25 protein-coding genes are annotated in these 18,574 nt (G+C 61.9%); 4 read left to right on the top strand and 21 right to left on the bottom strand.

What is annotated here, in order from left to right; all coding sequences use genetic code 11:
• Nucleotides 1–69: 69 nt before the first annotated feature.
• The 5 genes from LDJ84_RS16390 to LDJ84_RS16370 are packed head-to-tail and all read right to left on the bottom strand — an operon-like array spanning nt 70 to nt 3,775.
• Nucleotides 70–828 carry a hypothetical protein gene (locus LDJ84_RS16390; RefSeq protein WP_037013686.1) on the bottom strand — a complete coding sequence of 253 codons (759 nt, stop codon included), beginning with the start codon at nt 826–828 and terminating at the stop codon, nt 70–72.
• A gap of 35 nt (nt 829–863) precedes the next feature.
• Nucleotides 864–1,544 (bottom strand): C39 family peptidase, encoded by a 681-nt coding sequence (locus LDJ84_RS16385; protein ID WP_038803665.1) that lies wholly within the window; start codon nt 1,542–1,544, stop codon nt 864–866.
• A gap of 59 nt (nt 1,545–1,603) precedes the next feature.
• Nucleotides 1,604–2,647 (bottom strand): hypothetical protein, encoded by a 1,044-nt coding sequence (locus tag LDJ84_RS16380; RefSeq protein ID WP_024764467.1) that lies wholly within the window; start codon nt 2,645–2,647, stop codon nt 1,604–1,606.
• Nucleotides 2,648–2,697: 50 nt separating this feature from the next.
• A complete protein-coding gene (locus LDJ84_RS16375; protein ID WP_037007072.1) occupies nt 2,698–3,285 on the bottom strand; it encodes a hypothetical protein in 588 nt (195 codons plus the stop codon).
• Nucleotide 3,286: 1 nt separating this feature from the next.
• Nucleotides 3,287–3,775 (bottom strand): hypothetical protein, encoded by a 489-nt coding sequence (locus LDJ84_RS16370; RefSeq protein WP_024764469.1) that lies wholly within the window; start codon nt 3,773–3,775, stop codon nt 3,287–3,289.
• A gap of 624 nt (nt 3,776–4,399) precedes the next feature.
• On the opposite strand from LDJ84_RS16370, the gene LDJ84_RS16365 reads away from it, so the two are divergent.
• Together LDJ84_RS16365 and LDJ84_RS16360 are read left to right on the top strand one after the other, a co-directional pair.
• Entirely contained in the window at nt 4,400–5,230 is an 831-nt protein-coding gene (locus LDJ84_RS16365; protein ID WP_084359299.1) for an undecaprenyl-diphosphate phosphatase, read from the top strand.
• A 17-nt stretch (nt 5,231–5,247) separates the two neighbouring features.
• Nucleotides 5,248–5,958, top strand: a complete 711-nt coding sequence (locus LDJ84_RS16360) for a DUF1294 domain-containing protein (RefSeq protein ID WP_024764471.1) — start codon at nt 5,248–5,250, stop codon at nt 5,956–5,958.
• 9 nt (nt 5,959–5,967) lie between these two features.
• Here the strand turns inward: LDJ84_RS16360 and LDJ84_RS16355 are convergent, their stop codons facing one another.
• Nucleotides 5,968–6,873 carry a LysR substrate-binding domain-containing protein gene (locus LDJ84_RS16355; RefSeq protein WP_024764472.1) on the bottom strand — a complete coding sequence of 302 codons (906 nt, stop codon included), beginning with the start codon at nt 6,871–6,873 and terminating at the stop codon, nt 5,968–5,970.
• 131 nt (nt 6,874–7,004) lie between these two features.
• Here LDJ84_RS16355 and LDJ84_RS16350 point away from each other — a divergent pair, with 131 nt between their 5' ends.
• The gene (locus LDJ84_RS16350) at nt 7,005–7,613 is read left to right on the top strand and encodes an FMN-dependent NADH-azoreductase (protein WP_038803664.1); all 609 of its coding nucleotides are present in this window, start codon (nt 7,005–7,007) and stop codon (nt 7,611–7,613) included.
• A gap of 185 nt (nt 7,614–7,798) precedes the next feature.
• On the top strand, nt 7,799–8,824 hold the full coding sequence (locus tag LDJ84_RS16345) for an alpha/beta hydrolase family protein (protein WP_024764473.1): 1,026 nt from the start codon (nt 7,799–7,801) through the stop codon (nt 8,822–8,824).
• 79 nt (nt 8,825–8,903) lie between these two features.
• Here the strand turns inward: LDJ84_RS16345 and LDJ84_RS16340 are convergent, their stop codons facing one another.
• From LDJ84_RS16340 to LDJ84_RS16270, 15 genes are all read right to left on the bottom strand, one after another.
• Nucleotides 8,904–10,493: an ABC-F family ATPase gene (locus tag LDJ84_RS16340; protein ID WP_226045057.1), complete on the bottom strand. Its 1,590-nt coding sequence runs from the start codon at nt 10,491–10,493 to the stop codon at nt 8,904–8,906.
• 35 nt (nt 10,494–10,528) lie between these two features.
• A complete protein-coding gene (locus LDJ84_RS16335) occupies nt 10,529–11,704 on the bottom strand; it encodes a site-specific integrase (RefSeq protein ID WP_226045056.1) in 1,176 nt (391 codons plus the stop codon).
• 178 nt (nt 11,705–11,882) lie between these two features.
• A complete protein-coding gene (locus tag LDJ84_RS16330; protein ID WP_226045055.1) occupies nt 11,883–12,134 on the bottom strand; it encodes a hypothetical protein in 252 nt (83 codons plus the stop codon).
• A 47-nt stretch (nt 12,135–12,181) separates the two neighbouring features.
• Nucleotides 12,182–12,358, bottom strand: coding sequence for a DUF551 domain-containing protein (locus LDJ84_RS16325; RefSeq protein WP_226045054.1), 177 nt, complete (start codon nt 12,356–12,358; stop codon nt 12,182–12,184).
• On the bottom strand, nt 12,355–12,942 hold the full coding sequence (locus tag LDJ84_RS16320; protein ID WP_226045053.1) for a hypothetical protein: 588 nt from the start codon (nt 12,940–12,942) through the stop codon (nt 12,355–12,357). Before LDJ84_RS16320 ends, LDJ84_RS16325 begins: the two co-directional genes overlap by 4 nt.
• Nucleotides 12,939–13,163, bottom strand: a complete 225-nt coding sequence (locus LDJ84_RS16315; RefSeq protein WP_226045052.1) for a hypothetical protein — start codon at nt 13,161–13,163, stop codon at nt 12,939–12,941. Before LDJ84_RS16315 ends, LDJ84_RS16320 begins: the two co-directional genes overlap by 4 nt.
• Nucleotides 13,164–13,442: a hypothetical protein gene (locus tag LDJ84_RS16310; RefSeq protein WP_226045051.1), complete on the bottom strand. Its 279-nt coding sequence runs from the start codon at nt 13,440–13,442 to the stop codon at nt 13,164–13,166.
• Nucleotides 13,435–13,878, bottom strand: a complete 444-nt coding sequence (locus LDJ84_RS16305; protein ID WP_226045050.1) for a hypothetical protein — start codon at nt 13,876–13,878, stop codon at nt 13,435–13,437. The genes LDJ84_RS16310 and LDJ84_RS16305 overlap by 8 nt, the downstream gene beginning before the upstream one ends.
• Nucleotides 13,879–13,949: 71 nt before the next feature.
• Nucleotides 13,950–14,210 (bottom strand): hypothetical protein, encoded by a 261-nt coding sequence (locus LDJ84_RS16300; protein WP_226045049.1) that lies wholly within the window; start codon nt 14,208–14,210, stop codon nt 13,950–13,952.
• On the bottom strand, nt 14,203–14,463 hold the full coding sequence (locus LDJ84_RS16295) for a hypothetical protein (protein ID WP_226045048.1): 261 nt from the start codon (nt 14,461–14,463) through the stop codon (nt 14,203–14,205). The genes LDJ84_RS16300 and LDJ84_RS16295 overlap by 8 nt, the downstream gene beginning before the upstream one ends.
• A 120-nt stretch (nt 14,464–14,583) precedes the next feature.
• On the bottom strand, nt 14,584–15,612 hold the full coding sequence (locus tag LDJ84_RS16290; RefSeq protein WP_226045047.1) for a hypothetical protein: 1,029 nt from the start codon (nt 15,610–15,612) through the stop codon (nt 14,584–14,586).
• Entirely contained in the window at nt 15,609–15,833 is a 225-nt protein-coding gene (locus LDJ84_RS16285) for a hypothetical protein (protein WP_226045046.1), read from the bottom strand. Before LDJ84_RS16285 ends, LDJ84_RS16290 begins: the two co-directional genes overlap by 4 nt.
• Nucleotides 15,834–15,899: 66 nt before the next feature.
• On the bottom strand, nt 15,900–16,496 hold the full coding sequence (locus tag LDJ84_RS16280) for a hypothetical protein (protein WP_226045045.1): 597 nt from the start codon (nt 16,494–16,496) through the stop codon (nt 15,900–15,902).
• 300 nt (nt 16,497–16,796) lie between these two features.
• Nucleotides 16,797–17,849 (bottom strand): DNA cytosine methyltransferase, encoded by a 1,053-nt coding sequence (locus tag LDJ84_RS16275; protein ID WP_226045044.1) that lies wholly within the window; start codon nt 17,847–17,849, stop codon nt 16,797–16,799.
• Nucleotides 17,850–17,877: 28 nt separating this feature from the next.
• The gene (locus LDJ84_RS16270; RefSeq protein WP_226045043.1) at nt 17,878–18,240 is read right to left on the bottom strand and encodes a hypothetical protein; all 363 of its coding nucleotides are present in this window, start codon (nt 18,238–18,240) and stop codon (nt 17,878–17,880) included.
• Between the last annotated feature and the right edge of the window lie 334 nt (nt 18,241–18,574).

Below are 18,574 nucleotides of genomic sequence, written 5' to 3'. Positions count from 1 at the left end.
TGGTTTGGTTGAGAAATACGCGTGGTGATCTCAGCCTAGTTCAACTTTCAATAAACTGTAGGACGTGTCCTAGTACCCTGTGGGACGTAACGCGCGGAGCTGGTCGAGGGCGCAGTTGATGTTGTTCAGTGCCGTTGGATTGTTCTTCATCACCACGCTCAAGTTGGCCAGGTTCTGCACCAGATTGGCGTTGCCGCTGAGCGCGATGGCCTGAGCGACGCCACTGGCGCCGATGGTTTGCAGGGCGGTGCCCTGTCCGTTGGCCTGGACCGACAGTTGCAGACCGTTGTTGGCGGCCGCCACGGCGACGGTGCCGGCGTCGGTAGTGACGCTCTGGTTCAGGTTGCTGGTGCCGCTGGGCAGCGGCCCGGCGGTGTCGGCCTGCTTGACGTCGATGGTCATGTCGTTGCCGGCCTGGTTGTAGTCACCCGCGGTGCGTACGCTTTGGGCAATGCCCTGTACCTGATTCAAGCCGGCGCCGCCATTGACCTGGCCAGTGCCGGCGGGGGGCGTGGCGATCTGGTTGTTCTGCTGGCCGTTGAGCAGGGTGACGTTGAAGACGGGAGTTGCCACCGGCATTTTCGTCTGCAGGTTCATGGTGTTCTGCACCTGCATGTTGACCTGGGCTCCCAGGCTCTGTCCGTTGGCGTTCTGCCAGATGCTGGACATGGTCACCCCGAAGCTGATGATACGGTCCGGAAGGACAAACCGGCCGCGCAGTTGGGATAGTTCGAGATCGCTCAGTTCCACGGGCTGCAACAGGGTGGCCGCCGGTAACTGGAAACTTGCGGCAAGGCAGCTCGCGGCAAGCAGGAGTTGTCGTTTCATGGCGTTCTCCAGGAGCTGTCCTGCTCCGCTCATTCTCAGAAGAAGTCGCTGTGAATGAAGCCAAAGTCCATCAGATCGGCATCCCTGACGGGGCGAAAGTGGTCCAGTCGGTCTCTCGCGGTCAGGGGTTCGGGCGGGCTCAGCAAAGGGTTGTTTCGGTCATAGCCATGACCGATCACCGCGAACACGATGCCGTTCCAGCCTTTGTTGAAATCGTCGCGGGTGTACCTCTTGTGGCCCAATGCGGGGTCGCCGACGTAGACCCAGTTGTCCTGCGTCCGCTGCAGCACCACGAAGTGCTTGTAGCCACGGATTTCCATCAGGACGATCACCGGAATCTTCAATTGCTCGAGCTGATCGGCCTGGATGCGATAACCGCGGGCGCGCATGCCCATGCTCTCGACGTAGCGCTTCATATCCAGCATGGAGAAGCCTTGTTTGCGCACCTGGTCGGCGTCGGCATAGGTCAGCATGCCCTGGATCACGGTCTGCTCATCCAGCGGGGCGTTGTAGGCCTTCTCGAGGATGGTTGCCAGGGCGGCAGCGCCGCAGCTGAAGTCGGTTTTCTGTTCCACCAGATCGGCGAAGCGGCGCTCACGAATGCTCTGGACCTCCTTATAAGCGAGGTTGCCGCCAGGCAACGCAGCGAACGGCAGGTAGGCCGCGTCGGCGATTCCGGTCAGCAATAGCAACGTCAGGGCAAAGAGAGAGCGCATGGCGGCAGGTCCCGTCATTGGAAGGGGCCCCGGCCGAAGCCGGGACCCGATACGGCCACTCAGAAGGTCGACTTGCCGGCACAGGCAGAGCAACCGGCGCCGATGGACAGCGAGTTGGTCTGCTGGTTGCCGCCACCGGCTGCCACGTTGACGCCGACGTTGCCGGAGACGCCAATGATCGAGCCGTTCAACGAGGCGTTGTTCACGACGGCCTTGTTGAAGCCGGATACCACCGGAATGTAGCCGGTAGCGAAGCCGGCCAGGCCGATGGTGCCCACTTCGTCGAAGGACAGCGCGCCGCCGTTGTTCAGGCGGTCTGAAGCCCCTTGAGCCTGGCTATCCACGTCGATGTGGCCCGTATTGGAACCACCCGGGTGGGTTTCGCCCGACCAGGTATCCAGGTAGGTATCGCCGTGCTGGTCGGAGATCCCCTTGTAGCCGCCGCCTGCGACGAAGCCCATGCCGACCTGTACGTACTCGGTCTTGACAGTGGAGTTGTTGGTGGTGACGTTGCCATTGCTGGTTTGCGTTGCGCTGCCAGCTGCACTGGTGTACTGGCCGTTGGAAACGGCAGCCGCCATGTCGTTTTTCTGTTGGTTATAGTTGCCCGCGGCCACGTTGACGCCGAAGTTGCCCGAAATGCCTTGCAACGAGTTGTTGAGGCTGGCGTTGTTGGCGGTCGAGTAATTGTCCAGCTTGTTGTTGTATGCCTGTTGGGTTACAGACGTCGAAGCGTTGGCATAGCCGAAGACGAAGCTCTCGTCGGCGGTTGCCAGTGCCACGGCGTTGGCCTGCTGGTTGTTGTCGCCCGCCGCCACGTTGGCCCCTACGTTGCCCGATACGCCGCCGATGGAGCCGTTGGCGCTGGCATTGTTCTGGGTACCTTTGTTGGTGACCTGGTTGCCGTGGTTGTACTGGGCATCGGTCACGGTGGCAGTTGCGCCACCTTTGAGCCAGTCAGGAATGCTGGGCTGCTGGTGGTGCTGTTGATGGTGGTGATCGTCCTTGCCTTTGCCTTCTCCGCCCTGGTCGGCGTAAGCCGCGACGGAGAGCACTGCTGCCATTGCCATTGCTAACGGGGTCAGTACCAGTTTTGCTTTCATGGCCTTACTCCTTGCTTATTGTGCATCTAGTGTTGGGCTAGGTTGGTTGTTCAGAGTCCTCCCGCGACTCTGATGCTGAGGTTGTTGTACGACTGGTTTCCAACCCCAGCGCTCTGGTTCACCTGCACCACACCCACGCTGCCGGCGAATGCCTGATCGTCGGTATTGACGATCCGCTGGCCGGGCATGGCTACGGGGGAACCCGAGTTTCTGGTCACCGCTACGCTTTGCGCGAGGGTGCTGTCATCGAGGCTTTCCGGATGGTTCGCGGTGTTTGCCGCGCTGATCCGCAAGGCGTTTATCTGTTGGTTGCCAAGGCCTGCGCCCTGGTTGACGCCGACGACACCGCTGCCCTGGAACGAGTTGCCCCTGATGCTGGCGCTGGCATCCAACGAGGCATCGGGGTCGATCAGTTGCAGCTGTTGGTTCTGATGGGTTGAGGCGTGGGCGTTGGTGCCGTTGGCGAGTGCGCGAGCGTTGCTCTGCTGTTGCTGGTTGCCCGCAGCCTGGTTGATCGAGAGGTTGCCCACGAAGTCGCGGCCGCTGCCGTCGATTACCGCATTGTCCTGCTCGGTCTGGCTGGCGGCATGGGCCAGCAGCGGCAGCAGGACACTGGCGCAGAACACGATGGTGCGCATGTCAGCGTCCTCCACCGAGCATCTGCAACGGAGCCAGGCCACGACCGATGGCGCCATTGATCTGGTTGGACAATCCGGCACCCGCACCACCGCCGCCCGAAGAGTGGCCGGCGTTGACATTGCCGACGGTGTTGCTGATGTTGGCCTGGGTGGTCGTCATGGCAGGCAGGTTGCCGCCCGGCAGGATCATCGCGTTGATACCCGAGCCGCTGGTGACCGAGGCGAATTCCGCGTCGCCCACTTCACTCGAGCCGAGCGTGCCGCCAACGGTGGCGTTGACCTGGGAAGAGATGTTGGTGTTGACGGTGATCGGATTCGGATCGGGCGTCATGGTCGGCCGCGTGGCGACCCTGGGTTGTACCGTGCGTTGCAGCACGATGACGCCGTTGTCTGCCTGCGCCTGATCGAATGGCTGCATGGCGATTGAGGCGACGAAACCTGCGGCCAGCAGCGAGCAGGATGCGACTCTCCTTGCGATGCTCCCCAACATGATGGCGGTTCCTTCTTGGTGCGCTGAGCCCTAACCAGCGGTACCAAGGTGGAGCAGGGGGCGTGCCGCTTTTGAACACCCATTGCTAATCAATGAGATAGCGTTCACCCCTGCGAGCCATCGAGAGGCACGTGTCACGCGGGTGATACAGAACGGCCGTACGAAACTCCTGCGCGGGCCCTAGCACGGGGCGCGGATCACCAATGAAGCGGATTCTGTTGCATCCCTGATACACAACTTTGGGCGGGGAGGGTCAAGCTGCAGCGGGCCTGCGTTTGCGGCGACCCGAGTGTTTCGTCGGACTAACACATCAGGGTATTTCCTAGGCTTTCTGGTACGAATGTGCTGAGAATTTTCAACGAATTAGGCATTTTGCATGATGGCGCGAACCGGCCCGGATCGTGGTTGTCTGCATCTTCCTGGCGACGGTGGGAAGAGATTCCTTGCGAAATTGCCAACGCTTCCTCTGCCGGCGCTGTGCAAGAGAAATTTTTGTGAATTTCATGGCGCCCGACGGCCGATGCATTAGCATGCGACGCCGTTGCGGCGCTTGCGCGCCCGGAGCAGGCAGCGGAAAAAACCATTAGAAACGTGCGAGCCAGCGTGCCTCGCGGGGGAAGTAGTATGGATCTGTGGAGCGCCTTTCAGGCCTTCATTCTTGGCGTGGTCGAGGGGCTTACCGAGTTCCTGCCGATCTCCAGCACCGGCCACCAGATCATCGTGGCGGATATCATCGGCTTTGGCGGCGAACGTGCCGACGCCTTCAACATCATCATCCAGCTCGCCGCCATCCTTGCGGTGGTCTGGGAGTTCCGCCGCAAGATCCTCGACATCATCTTTGGCCTGCCCAGCCAGCCCAGGGCGCAACGCTTCACCCTCAACCTGCTGATCGCCTTCTTCCCCGCCGTAGTGCTGGGTATGGCTTTCGCCGACTACATCCACCATTACCTGTTCAACCCGATCACCGTGGCCGTGGCCCTGGTAGTGGGCGGCGTGATCATGCTCTGGGCGGAGAAGCGCCAGCACGTGATCCACGCCGAAACCGTCGACGACATGACCTGGAAGGAAGCCCTGAAGGTCGGTTTCTGCCAGTGCCTGGCGCTGATCCCTGGCACCTCGCGCTCCGGCGCCACCATCATCGGCGGCCTGCTGTTCGGCCTGTCGCGCAAGGCCGCCACCGAGTTCTCCTTCTTCCTCGCCATGCCCACCATGGTCGGCGCCGCGGTCTATTCCGGCTACAAGTATCGCGATGTCTTCCAGCCGGCGGATCTACCGGTGTTCGCGGTGGGCTTCGTCACCTCGTTCATCTTCGCGATGATCGCCGTGCGCGGCCTGCTCAAGTTCATCGCCAACCACAGCTATGCGGCTTTCGCCTGGTACCGTATCGTGTTCGGCCTGCTGATCCTGGCAACCTGGCAGTTCGCCCTGATCGACTGGAGCAGCGTCAAACCCTGATCCGATAGCGAGTGAACGTGGAAAAGAACGGCATCATCAGCCGCTGGGACGATGACAAGGGCTTCGGCTTCATCCGTCCCCAGGCCGGCGGCAGGGAAGTCTTCCTGCACATTTCCGACTTCCGCGGCGACCGCCGTCCGGAAGCGGGCGACCAGGTGTGTTACATCGAAGGCGCAGGCAAGGACGGCCGCCCCCGCGCCGATCACGCCAGGCTGGCCGGGTTGGCCATCGATACCCCGGCCATACGCCGCAATCCTGCTCCCGCCGCCACCCGCGAGCGCGTCCGCAGCGGTCGCGAAGTGGCTTTCCCGAGTGCGCCGAAGCGCTCGCTGGGGCGGGCGCTGGCGGTTCTCGCGGTGCTGCTGGCGCTACCCGTCATCGGCTCGCTGCTCTGGCTGAAGGACGGCTACTTCATCTGGTTCCTGCTGCTCTATCCCGCCTTCAGCGCGCTGGCTTTCCTTGCCTACTGGCGCGACAAACGCAGCGCCGAACGCAACGGCTGGCGCACCCCCGAACAGAGCCTGCACCTGCTGGAGCTGCTCGGCGGCTGGCCCGGCGCCTTCCTCGCCCAGCAGGTATTCCGTCACAAGACCCGTAAGCTGTCGTTCCAGCTGGTGTTCTGGGCCATCGTCCTGCTGCACCAGTTGTTCTGGATTGACTGGCTCAGCGGCGGCCGTCTGCTGGGTTGGGTCGGCGCATTGATGGGGCTGGGCGCGAATCCCGCCTAAGCGCAGTCGTCAGACCGGCCAATCGTCCTTGGAGAAGCCTTCCTCCAGGTAATCGAGCAGCGCCCGAACCGCCGGGAGAATGCCGCGCCGGTGCGGATAAACCGCCTGCAGGTAGGCCTCCGGCTCGCTCCAGGCGGGCAGCACGCGCACCAGGCGACCGTCCTCCAGTTCCTCGGTGCAGTAGTGCAATGGCAGCAGGGTCACCCCCAGCCCCGCCAGCGCGACGTTCTTGCGCAGGTTGAAGTCCTCCACCGCCAGACGCGCTTCCAGCGCGACTTCCTTCACTTCTCCCTCGGGGCCGGTCAGTTTCATGTGCACGCGGCGGTCATTGTCGATGGCGCCAAGGACGGGCAGGGTGGCCAGGTCTTCCGGCGTGCGCAACTTGACGCCCTTGAGCAGTGACGGCGCCGCCACCAGCGCGGTCTTCGCCAGGCGCAGGCGCCGCGAGATCAGCGACAGGTCCTCGTCTCCCGGCGCCCGCACCCGCAGGGCGACATCGATGCTTTCGTTGAGCAGGTCGACGCGGCGGTTGGTCAGCATCAGCTCCAGGTTCACCTGCGGATAGGCGGCGAGAAAGCCCGGCAGCATCTCGTTCAGCGAGGTTTCCGCCAGCGCCACCGGGCACGACAGCCTCACCCGTCCGCGCGGTTCCGCACTGAGTTGTGCGGCCACCTCGTCCGCCATCTCGGCTTCCACCAGCATCGCCTGGCAGTGCCGGTAATAGCGCTCGCCCAGGTCGGTGAGTGCCAGTTTGCGGGTAGTGCGTTGCAGCAGGCGCACATTCAAGCGCGCTTCCAGCTCTGCTACTCGCCGCGACAGGCGCGACTTCGGCAAGCCCAACAGGCGTCCGGCGGCGGCGAATCCACCAGCCTCCACCACCTTGGCGAAATAGAAGAGGTCATTGAGGTCCTGCATGGGATTGTCCTGCTGGTGAGACGAATCATTGCATTTTTGCCGACTTATCGAAGATTGGCTACATGCGTAGTCTTGCCTTCAACGACGAATTCCTCCGCCAATTCCCCTGGCACCTTCTCTGGAGAACAGACATGAAACTGCTGCACATCGATTCGAGCATCCTCGGCGACAACTCCGCTTCCCGCCAACTGAGCGCCGAACTGGTCGCTGCCTGGGCCGCCGCCGAGCAGGGCGTCGACGTCACCTATCGCGATCTCGCTGCTGACGCCATCAGCCACCTGTCCGCCGCCAGCCTGGTTGCCGCCGGCACTCCGGCAGAACTGCGCGACGCCGCGCAGAAGCACGAAGCCGCCCTGGGCGAGCAAAGCATCGAAGAATTCCTGGCTGCCGACGCCATCGTCATTGGCGCGCCGATGTACAACTTCTCGATCCCCAGCCAGCTGAAGGCCTGGATCGATCGCATCGCCGTTGCCGGCAAGACCTTCCGCTACACCGAGAGCGGCCCGGAAGGCCTGGCTGGCGGCAAGAAAGTCATCATCGTCTCCACCGCCGGCGGCATCCATGCCGGCCAACCCAGCGGTGTCGCCCACGAGAACTACCTCGAGCTGGTGCTGAACTTCCTCGGTATCACCGACATCGAGGTCGTGCGTGCCGAAGGTCTGGCCTACGGTGACGAGCCGCGCCGCAACGCCATTGCCGGCGCCCAGGCGAGCATTGCCAGCCAGTTCGCCGCTGCCTGAGTAACGCCGCTGAAAAAAGCCCCGCATTGCGGGGCTTTTTCTTTTGCCGTCCGTCTGCCGTTTCAGGGCGCTGAAAACTGGCGCGTACTATGCAGATATTTCCGTTTGGCGGTGCCCGGCGGCTTTTTTTCCTACGACATGCCCCGTGGCGCCTGATCTGGAGTCGTTACGGGACGGTGTGCACCATGGCGAGGCGCCTGCTCTGGGTTCTTCTGCTCGTTACTTTCGGTACCGCGGTCAGTACCTCCAGCTGGGCCTCTTCCGGTTGGGGCGTCGGATTCCATCGCCTTCAGGTGAGCGACCCGCTGGATCAGCAGCCGATGAAGGCCATCGCCTTCTACCCGACGCGAGCCGCCGAACAGCCCCTGCACCTGGGCAATTTCATCCTCGACGTCGCCTATGAAGGCAAGACCGCCAACGGGCGCTTCCCGCTGCTGGTGATGTCCCACGGCAACTACGGCACGCCGCTGGCCCATCGCGACCTGATCGAGGCGCTGGTGCGCAAGGGCTTCGTGGTGGTGACGCTGCTGCATCCCGGCGACAACCTGCATGACCACAGCCGCCTGGGCGCGCTGAGCAATCTCTACGGGCGGCCGCTGCAGGTTTCCGAAACCATCAGCGCCGCGCTGCTCGATCCGCAGATCGCGGCTATTGTCGACCCGCGCAAGGTCGGTGTGATCGGCTACTCCGCCGGCGGTGAGACCGCCCTGATCCTGGCCGGCGCTCAGCCGCGCCTGGAGCGGCTGATCAAGTACTGCCAACAGCGCCCGGACGACCGTGATGCCTGCAGCGAGAAGGGGGAAGTGCGCGCCGACCGCAGCGACCTGGTGCCCATGGCCGACCCGCGCGTTGGCGCCTTGCTCCTGCTCGCGCCGCTGAGCCTGATGTATGGCGCCCATGAGCTGGAAGACGTGCAGGTGCCGGTACTGCTCTACACCGGCAATGACGACCATATCCTCGACTGGAAGAAGAATGCCGCCGCACTGGCTCGCAAGCTGCCACAGCAGGCGGACCTGCGGGTGCTGGATGGGGCAGGGCACTTCGTGTTCATGTCGCCCTGCTCGGAAGAAGAAAAAGAAGCCACGCCGGACCTGTGCACTGACACCCAGGGACTCGATCGCCAGGCCATCCACCGTGACCTGGCCGCTTCGGCCGCGGAGTTCTTCGACGTCAGCCTGGGTAGCGCAACGATGCAGACGTCGGGACGCTGATGCAAGGAATCCTGACTAGAATGCGCCCAAGAAAAAGCCCCGCACAGAGCGGGGCTTTTTCATCCGGGCAGGGGAGTAATCAGACGATCACGCCCTGGCTGCGCAGGTAGTCGTCGTAGGTACCGCTGAAGTCGGTCACGCCATTTTCCGACAGTTCGATGATGCGGGTCGCCAGGGAGGAGACGAACTCACGGTCATGGCTGACGAAGATCAGGGTGCCCGGATAGTTTTCCAGCGCCAGGTTGAGCGACTCGATCGACTCCATGTCCAGGTGGTTGGTCGGTTCGTCCATCACCAGCACGTTGGGGCGCTTGAGGATCAGCTTGCCGAACAGCATGCGGCCCTGTTCGCCACCGGAGATGACCTTCACCGACTTCTTGATGTCGTCGTTGGAGAACAGCATGCGGCCGAGGGTGCCGCGCACCAGTTGCTCGCCGCCCTGGGTCCACTGGGCCATCCAGTCGAACAGGTTGTAATCGTCCTCGAAGTCCTCGGCGTGGTCCTGGGCGAAGTAGCCCACGTCCGCGCTGTCGGTCCACTTCACTTCGCCGGTAGTCGGCGCCATTTCGCCGACCAGGGTGCGCAGCAGGGTGGTCTTGCCGATACCGTTGGGGCCGATGATGGCGATGCGCTCGCCGGCTTCCACCTGCATGCTCAGGTTCTTGAACAGCGCGGTGCCGTCGAAGCCCTGGCTGACCTTTTCCAGCGTGACCGCCTGGCGGTGCAGCTTCTTGTGCTGCTCAAAGCGGATGAACGGGCTGACGCGGCTGGACGGCTTAACCTCTTCCAGCTGGATCTTGTCGATCTGGCGCGCACGGCTGGTGGCCTGCTTGGCCTTGGAGGCGTTGGCCGAGAAGCGGCTGACGAAGGTCTGCAGCTCGGCGATCTGCGCCTTCTTCTTGGCGTTGTCCGACAGCAGGCGCTCGCGGGCCTGCTCGGCCGCGGTCATGTACTCATCGTAGTTGCCCGGGAACAGGCGCAGCTCGCCGTAGTCCAGGTCCGCCATGTGGGTGCAGACACTGTTCAGGAAGTGGCGATCGTGGGAAATGATGATCATGGTGCTGTTACGCGCCGTGATGATGTTTTCCAGCCAGCGGATGGTGTTGATGTCCAGGTGGTTGGTCGGCTCGTCGAGCAGCAGCAGGTCCGGATCGGAGAACAGCGCCTGGGCCAGCAGCACGCGCAGCTTCCAGCCCGGAGCGACGGCGCTCATCGGGCCGAAGTGCTGGTCCAGCGGAATGCCCAGGCCCAGCAGCAGCTCGCCGGCGCGGGATTCGGCGGTGTAGCCGTCGAACTCGGCGAACTGGACTTCCAGCTCGGCCACGGCCATGCCGTCTTCCTCGCTCATCTCCGGCAGGGAGTAGATGCGATCACGCTCGGCCTTGACCTTCCACAGCTCCTCGTGGCCCATGATCACGGTGTCGATCACGCTGAAGTCTTCATAGGCGAACTGGTCCTGGCGCAGTTTGCCCAGGCGCACGCCGTTTTCCAGCATGACCTGGCCACTCGAGGGCTCCAGTTCGCCGCCAAGGATCTTCATGAAGGTGGACTTGCCGCAACCGTTGGCGCCGATCAGGCCGTAGCGGTTGCCGTTGCCGAACTTGACGGAAACGTTTTCGAACAGCGGCTTGGCGCCAAACTGCATGGTGATGTTAGCGGTAGAGATCAAGGTACTTACCTATCAATAACTTGCGAGCTTCTGGATCAGCCTGATACCGATTTGATACCTATTTCGAGCTTCGCGATTTCGCTCCAATCGGAGCCTGAGTTGATCCAGCGGGCGTAGGTGGACAGCAGCATCTGGACTGTATTGCCCAGTTGTTGCGCGATGAAGGCGGGATTCATTCCGGACATTAAGCACATTGTCGCATAGGTATGCCTGCAGTTGTATGGCCGCCGGTACCGGATACCCAAAGCCTTGAGGGTAGGCCTCCATTGATGGTGGATGTCCGACGTTTGCTTCACGTACTCGGAGTTTTTGGATGGCGGGAAGACAAATGGAGTCGTCTTAACGCGGCTCTCGCTTGTCTTGCGGCGCTCGGCGTATGCCTTGGCGAACTCCAGGGCATGGATAGCACGATGATTGAGCAGCACGGTGCGCGACTTGTGGGTCTTTGTGCGCTCTTCAACTTCACCCAAGGCTACTACGCGGAACACCCGGACGTGCTTGCGTTCAATGTCCACGGCATCCCACTGCAGCGCTAAGGCCTCAGCGATACGCACACCGCTGTAGAACATGAACTCGTACAGCGCGGCGTAGATGCTTGTCGGCCAATGGTCACGGGCATACATGGCGGCAATGATGCTATCTGCCTCATCTTGGGTGAAAGGATCAACCTCCTTCCGTGACCGACGAGGCAGTTCGATGGCTTCAGCCGGGTTCTTGGCAAGCAGCCCGTCCGAGACAGCCGACTTCAGGACAGTGGATAGGCGGACGATTGCGTTTCGCTTCACCGCGGGAGAGCTCCACTCAGTCTCGGTGATGATCTGGCGAAGTAGGGTAGTGGTGATCAGGTCGAGGCGGGTCTTGGCAAGGTGAGGCTGCCAGTAGAGATTCAGCGCGCTGAGATAGTTGTTTCTGGTGCCCTTCGTCATCCCCCGGCTATCCAGCCAGAGCTGGGCATAGCCGCCGAAGGAGTTCACGTCAGAGGCCTTGGACGACGTGGGGAAGTGCTCCGCGTAGGTAGCGTCGTCCATCAGCCCCATCTTGATCAGGCCGACTACCTTAGTACGCAGTCGGGATGCAGCTTGGATGCCTTTCGGCGTGACGGGAAACTGGAGCGTTTCACTGTGGCGACGACCGTTCCATGTGAAGCGGACGCGGAGGGAGTTGCGGAAGATTTCCACCCCGGTGGGCAGATCCACTGGCTTTCCAGCCATTCGTCGTATCTCCGTTTGCTGTAGATGGTTTCGCGTCCGAGTTTCATCCAGACGCCTTCAGGAATTTGCTTACGGAAGCGGCGCGTTCTCAGCGCAGCCACCGTCGTTCCGAGGAACTCTGCGAATTGCTCCTCGGTCAGCTTGTCATGATCGTCATTGGCGATCTTCTCTGCTGCGCTCATTTCGTCTCTACCTTCTCCGCCATGCGGATGATCAGACTTCTGTCGTTGCTATCAGCACAGCCATACCGCGGTGTGTAGTGCTCCGTCTGTCTAGTCCATCCGCCGCGGCAGTCATAGAACGCCCCGGCGAACACCTTGGCTTCCATGGGTTTGTTCTCGAACGACTTCAGCGCGTTCTTCTCGAACTCGCCTTCCGGCGTGATGACCAGCTGGACTACGCCGTCCTCGATGTAGATTGCGGTCTTCATGGCAATACCTCATCTATTCGCAGTGCGGAGATGTGAGTGGGGTGGGGTTATGCGGAGGGTGGGGAGGGGAGTGGCATCCAGTGGGTTACGTCAAGCAGGTCGTGGAATTCATCCACGAAGAAGCTGTTGTGCTGAGTGGCGAACTCGATACCGCCGTCCACCCACACAAGGACGCATTGATCCTCCGCCGGAAGCAGATCATTCACGCTGATCCATTCGCTCATCTCCCGCCTCCTTCCAGGGCTGCGTCGTATGCAACCGCAGCGCTCTTCGGGCATGGCATACCCGCAGGCAGACCATAGTGATAGCCGCCGCACGCCGCGCATTTGAGGTAATGTCCTTCATGCTGGCCGGCAAACTTGAACGGATGCACCTGCTCAAGCTGTTTGCGCAGCGCCTCGTTCTCCGCCTTGAGCCGGTCTGCCTTGTCCTCTGCATCCAGAAGGCTGTAGGTCAGTTGCTCGTTTATGGTTCGCTCCGCATTGACGTTCTCGGCGTTGACCAGCAGTGTCTCCCGCATCTCGATGCCTGATTGCTGCCGCCAGTGATGAACCATCTTGGCGTTGCTGTTGGCCAACGTGCGGAGGGACATGAACTGCTTACGTAGCGTGTCGTAGTCGCTGGCAGGCTCTGCAGTAATCGTTTCCGGTGCCGACAAAGCCGAGCGCAGCCGCTCCACCTCGGCAATCAGCTCGAGGATGACTTGAGGGTTGGCGGCGGCTCGGAATGCCGAGTCTTCGCCGCCTATGCCGGATGGATTTGCTAGGCACTGCTCCGCCAGCTCCTTCAGCTTGTTGGTGTCGGTCATTGGATCATCTCCGCCATTTCGGTAATGGCCTTGGCCAGAGCAAGCGCGTGCTCTTTGCCCGTCAGCATGATGCTTTGCTTCCCGTACCATGCTTCACACGCCTCGCTTCCAGTCGTATGGAGTTCGAGACTGTCAGTTGGAGAGTCCGGGTTCTGCCGAATCTCGATGTACACGCCTTCCTCGTCGTAGACGCGCATGACTTTCTCAAGCGTATGGCTCATTCACTTCACCTCGATTCCGGCTTGCCGGAGGGCTTCTTTCACGTCCTCTGCGTAGTAGGCGAGGTTGTGGCAGGACTGGTTGCCGATGAACTGCGCTTCCGGCAGCTCCACCCTCAGAGCCGCGCGGCTGGCTTTCCAGGCTTGCCAGCATTCCCGTGTGACTTGCTGGACGTACTCATTATTCCGTCGTCGATCAAACATCAGGTCAGCGAATGGACCTTCCGTTTTTCGCCAGATGGCTAGCATGGATGCTTCAAACTCTTCTCGAATGTCAGGCACGGTCGTCCTCCTTGAGGCGCTTCCAGGCTGCCTGATCATCCTCACGGTTTCCCCACTCGATATCAGGCTTGCTCCATCCCTTGATCAAGCCGTCGGCACCTACCTTGAGGATGATGTAGTCGCCGTAGCCGTTCTCGTTCGGGCAAAGGAAGTCGTCTGGTACGTAGTATCCGGCCCACTTGGCTACGCGAAGGCGGCCTTCGTCCAGCAGCCAGTACTCCCCGGCATCGCAAACCTTGTAGTGGATATCGGCTACGATGCCTGCCGGCCAGTCCGTCACCATGCCGTCTTCCAGACGGATCACTGGACACCAGAGGTCGCCACGACGAAACGGCACCAGATCACCTTCGCTGTCCTCCTGCCCGTTGATCTTGGCGTCTTCCCAATAGCGCACTTCGGCGCTCACTTCGATGTAGGTTGCTTGAATGTCGGACACAGCACTACCTCCCATACGGGTGTGCGGTTAAGGGATATGAGCCGGCTATGAGCTTCTATGAGCCGGCGGGGTTAGCGCTGGAGGATGGCGCGGAGTTCGTCAATGGCGTTGATCGCCATGTTGTGGCCTGGCAAGAGGCTGCGGTCTGCGCAGACGCGCTCCAGCAACTCCCTCCGCACCAGCACCTGGTCAACGGGGATGGCGTAGAGCGCCGTCTCAACCGGTGGCGTCGTGTATGAATGCCATTTGTCATCGCTGGCTAGTGCTTCGAATCGCAGCTCTCGCGCAGTGGCGTTGCTGATCAGGTATGCAGCAGGCTTCATCTCACTCATGCTCCTTCCCCTCGCCGAGCAGGGCTGCGACTTCCTCCCGAGCCTTCTCCGTTCGGTCATGCTCCTGACGCAGCATTTCGTGCAGGCCGTTGCACTCGGCGGTGCGGTTCTTCAGTTCCTCCCTGAGCGCCTGGGCCTCGGCTTCGAGCTTGGCGTAGTCCGCAAAGCGGACGTATTGGCCGTGTTCTGACGCATACGGCACAACGCTTTCGAACTGGGATACGGTGAAATTCAAGCGCTTCACGTCACTCATCGCTGCCATCCTCATCTCGGCCAGCGTTCCAGCCGCATATCCAGCAGCTATTCCCACCTAGGCTGCCGAGATACACGCCGCAGCTTGGGTTCTGGCAGTACAGGTATCGTCCGCTCATGGTCAATCTCCCTGCGCCGGCGCGGCGGCGAGCAGCTTCACCAGGAAGTTGTGCGATTCCTGGGCATCCTTGAGGTTGGAGAACTGAATCTTCACCTCGTATTTCCCGCCTCCAGAGCACGACGTCATGAAGCCTTCGCGCAGCGCCTCCGGCACCTGCCCAGCCTGGGCGACCGGGGCGGCGTAGTACGGTATCATGCCAAGGTCGGCCTGCATGTTGGTTGGGCGTTTCGCGGTGTATCGCGCACGGCGAGCGTAGTCGTTGGACTCGTCACCGCGCTCAAGCCAGAACCAAAGTGCAGGCTCCTGCCTCTCCAGCTCCGCCACCCTGGCCTGGGCGGCGTCGCGCTGCTCCATTGCCTGCTCGGCCCCGAGTGCGAGCGCCGAAACCTGGCGCTGCAGCGCCCCGACGATGCGGTCGTGCTGGGCGACGGTCATCAGCGGCTCTACGCTGTACGGCCCTTCCTGAGTTGCGGCGATCTCGGAGGCATTCACCGAGCGTGCCGCTTCTACTTCGGTACGGAACGGGACATGAGAGCGGGTCCCTACTTTCCAGTTCGACCACGCCACCACCTCCGGCCGCTCCAGCTCCGGCGCCGGGGAGGGTTGCGCCAGGGCGGCGCGGGCTTTCCAGCCCTGCCAGAATTCGTCCACGAACTTGTTTCTGTAGTCATCCGGCTCTTCCTCGTCACGAGTCAGATCAAACGATCCGGCATAACGAGCCTCAAACATCTCCCGCTCCCCCTGCGCGCCCTCTGCCTGCTCGGCCTTCAACAGTCGCTCCAAGTGATCAGCTGCAAGATCCTGCTCGCCAGGCATAGCGTCACCATGGCGCAGCAGAACGATCAGTTTTTTGATGTCATCCTCTGCCTGCTCGGGGTGCTGTGCAGCGTCGTCGTTTGCGGTCGTGGCCATGGCGACCTCCACCGCATTTCGGCACTTGGGCCCGATGTAGTCGGCCAGAGTGCGCAGACCAGTGCGGAGCGCTTGAATTGCCATGTTCGTGCTGTGCCGTTCCAGTTCCTTGCTCATGCTGCCTCCTTCTTCGTGTGCTTGGCGATGAACTCGCAGGCCTCGACGCAGAGGTCATGCGCGATAGGGGATGCGCTGCGGTCGGCGTAGACCTTCAGGCGGCGTAGAAGGTCGAGTGCTTCGGCGTGGAACTGCGCCTGTTCGGCCTGAGCCGTGTAATGGGCGTGCGGGTCTACCAACTCAGCGATTCGACGCTGAGTCGCGGATTTTTCTAAGGGCATGACTTGTCCTCGGCGCCTGCTGGCGCGGAAAAGAGTTTCCGGAAAAGGGTAATTTGTTGCGGAGGGTCAGGCTGCTTGCTGCGCCTGGAAGGCGTTCCAGGCTTCCTGATCGGCCTGGGCGATGTACCACTGCAGCTGCCCGTCGCCTTCGTCTCTGACTGAGCCGCCGTACTTCCCGCCGGGGAAGGTGTACTCCGCGCTTTGAGTGATCCGTGGCCAACCGACGTTCCACTTCGTGAAGGTCAGGTACGGGCGCTCCTGCAGGGCTTTTGCCTTGAAGGATTCGCCCTTCGCATTGGCGTCGGCGATCTCCCGCTCATGCCCATCCTTACAGGCCTGGTCGCAGTAGGCGTGCTGCCCGTCGTAGACAAGCTGTCGCCGGTTGCCGTCGGCGTCCTCGGCGTCCTCGTAGAGCCGGGCCTCACAGTGATTGCAGTACAGCCACCAGCCGTTCTCGTGATAGACCTTGGCCGGGATGAAGCGCTGGCCGGCAAACTCATCAGCCCAAGGCGCGCGGCGGCAGAACTCGACCTCCTCGAACTCAAGGTTCAGCTCATTGCCACCTTTCCGGCGGCCGGCCGCCCCGCTGGTGGCGAAGACGATCACATGCTCCCCTTCGGAGCCTTCGCCTACGTGGTAGGCCTTCAGCGGTTTTTCAGACATGACGCGTCCTCGCGCCGTAGTGGCGCAATGGCATGGAGTGGGGTAGGAATCAGCGAGCTATGCTGATTGTCTGGTTTCGATGGAGGGCAGAGCCGTGGGCCTGAGTAGACCGAATCAGCAGCTACGGCGAGAGCTGAGAGACATCGCCGCCCGAGCGGATGAGGCTGCTTACCTGATCGGTCAGGTGGCAAAGACCTTGCCGGATGAGAGACTGACCGAACTGATGTACGCCGTTGGGATGGTGTATGACTGCGTGGATAAGGCGAAGGCCATGGCGGAGCGGGTGAAGGCTGGAGAGGTTCAGGCGATCGCCTCCAGGTAGGCCCCTATGAACTGCGTCGCCGCCTCAACATTGATGGCGTTTCCGTAGGCGCGCAGGCGTCCCACTCGGGAGGGAGCCCCATTAGCCAGCGGGAATGTGCCGGGTTCAACTGGCCGCCACCTTCCATCCCGGCAGAAGAGCCAGTCAGCATCTGCCCACATGCCGTTAACCGGGCCGGGCCGTCTGATATCGCAGCCATGGAGCAGAGAGTCCACTCTCCCTTCGCTGCTTTCGCTTGGGCCGCCGGCGAGAAGGTGGCGTGCTTCGCGTTCTGAACTGTCGGGGTTGGCCATCCCACCAAGGTAAATGCCTGCTCGCTGAGTGGCTTGCCCCGGGACTGCTCCAGGCGCTCGGCCAGAAACTCCTCCGAGGCTGATGCGCTCACCAAGTCTCTGGCCGCCGGCGTTGCCCATGTCGCCAATTGCACCTGAAGATTCAGCGGCGTCAGGCTGACGCCGCACTTTCTGCCGAGTTGGTTCTTCCGCTCCAGAAACCGCTCGGCCGTCCCGCCACACTCGTTCGCTGTTGGCGTTCCCCGCCCAGTACGTGCGGTCACGGATGTGCGGGGCACCGACGCCCGCAGACGGAAACGCGACAGCCCCGAAGGCATAATCCATGGCTTCCAGGTCAGTTTGTACAAGGTCGAGCCAAGGCTCTGCGTCCTTGCTTGCAACCTGCTCACCAAGGATTTCTCCAGGGCGGCGCTGGCGGATGAGCCAGGCAAAATGCGGCCAGAGATGGCGCGGGTCATCAAACCCAGCTCCCGCGCCTGCCGTGGAGAAAGGTTGGCACGGACAGGAACCGGTCCAAACAGGTCTATCATCTGGCCAGCCGGCGCGGCGAAGGGCGAGAGACCAGACGCCGATGCCGGCGAAGAAGTGGCATTGGGTGTAAGGGCGGAGGTCATCGGGGTGCACGTCCTCTATGGATCGTTCGTCGACGTCGCCTGGCGCGATGTGGCCGGCGGCGATCAGGTTGCGGAGCCACTGGGCGGCGTAGGGATCGATCTCGTTGTAGTAGGCCGCCGGCATGGCGTTACTCCTTGTCGTCTTCCGTTACCTAGGCACTGCCGCTGTCAAGGTTGCGAAGCTCCTGAATGGAGATGGCGCTGGTGCCATCAGTGACGGACCAGCTCGGAAGCTCCAGATGGCGGAAGGTCCCGCAGAAATGGCGATAGGCTCCCAGCGCAGCGCGCCGAAATGACTTGGCGGCCACTTGTCCAACGGGGATGTCTTTACCCCCCCCTGTCAGGCGGAGCTCATAGACGTTCAGATCAGCGATACGCTTGGCCGCTGCCCGGATAGTGCTCGGAGCGCAGCAGAACTCTTCTGCGACTTCGCTGACGGGCTTGCTGACCAAGGCGTTGAAGATCAGTTGGTCGCGGCCTGGATTGCGCAGGCCGGCGTAGATGACTGCTTGCATTGGGTTTCTCCAGGTAGAGCGCCGCCGCGCCGCGAGTGCAGCGAGTGGCGGAAGTGGTGGGTTATCGCGGAAGGCGAGGGGCGCTCAGGCCATTGAGCTCAGCCTGGCGGACGCGCTTGCGAAGGTGGTCAGGGTCAACGCCGAGGCCGCTTGCGATGTGGGGCCAGTCGTAGCCAGCGGCGCGGAGTTCGTAGGCGAGGACAAGCTCTGCTTTGCCGAGCCGTCCCATTGACTCTTTGCTCATCAGAATGGCACCCCATCAAACTCCCACTCCTCGCATCCCTTGGCGCGCACATCGTCCGGCGGGTCGGACATGTACTTCAGACACGTCTTG

The sequence above is a fragment of the Pseudomonas sp. HS-18 genome, from assembly GCF_020401845.1.
In the GTDB taxonomy this organism is placed as follows: Bacteria; Pseudomonadota; Gammaproteobacteria; order Pseudomonadales; family Pseudomonadaceae; genus Pseudomonas; species Pseudomonas nitroreducens.
The sequence above is the reverse complement of the archived record's forward strand: the minus strand, read 5'-3'. Positions and strand labels throughout refer to the sequence as shown.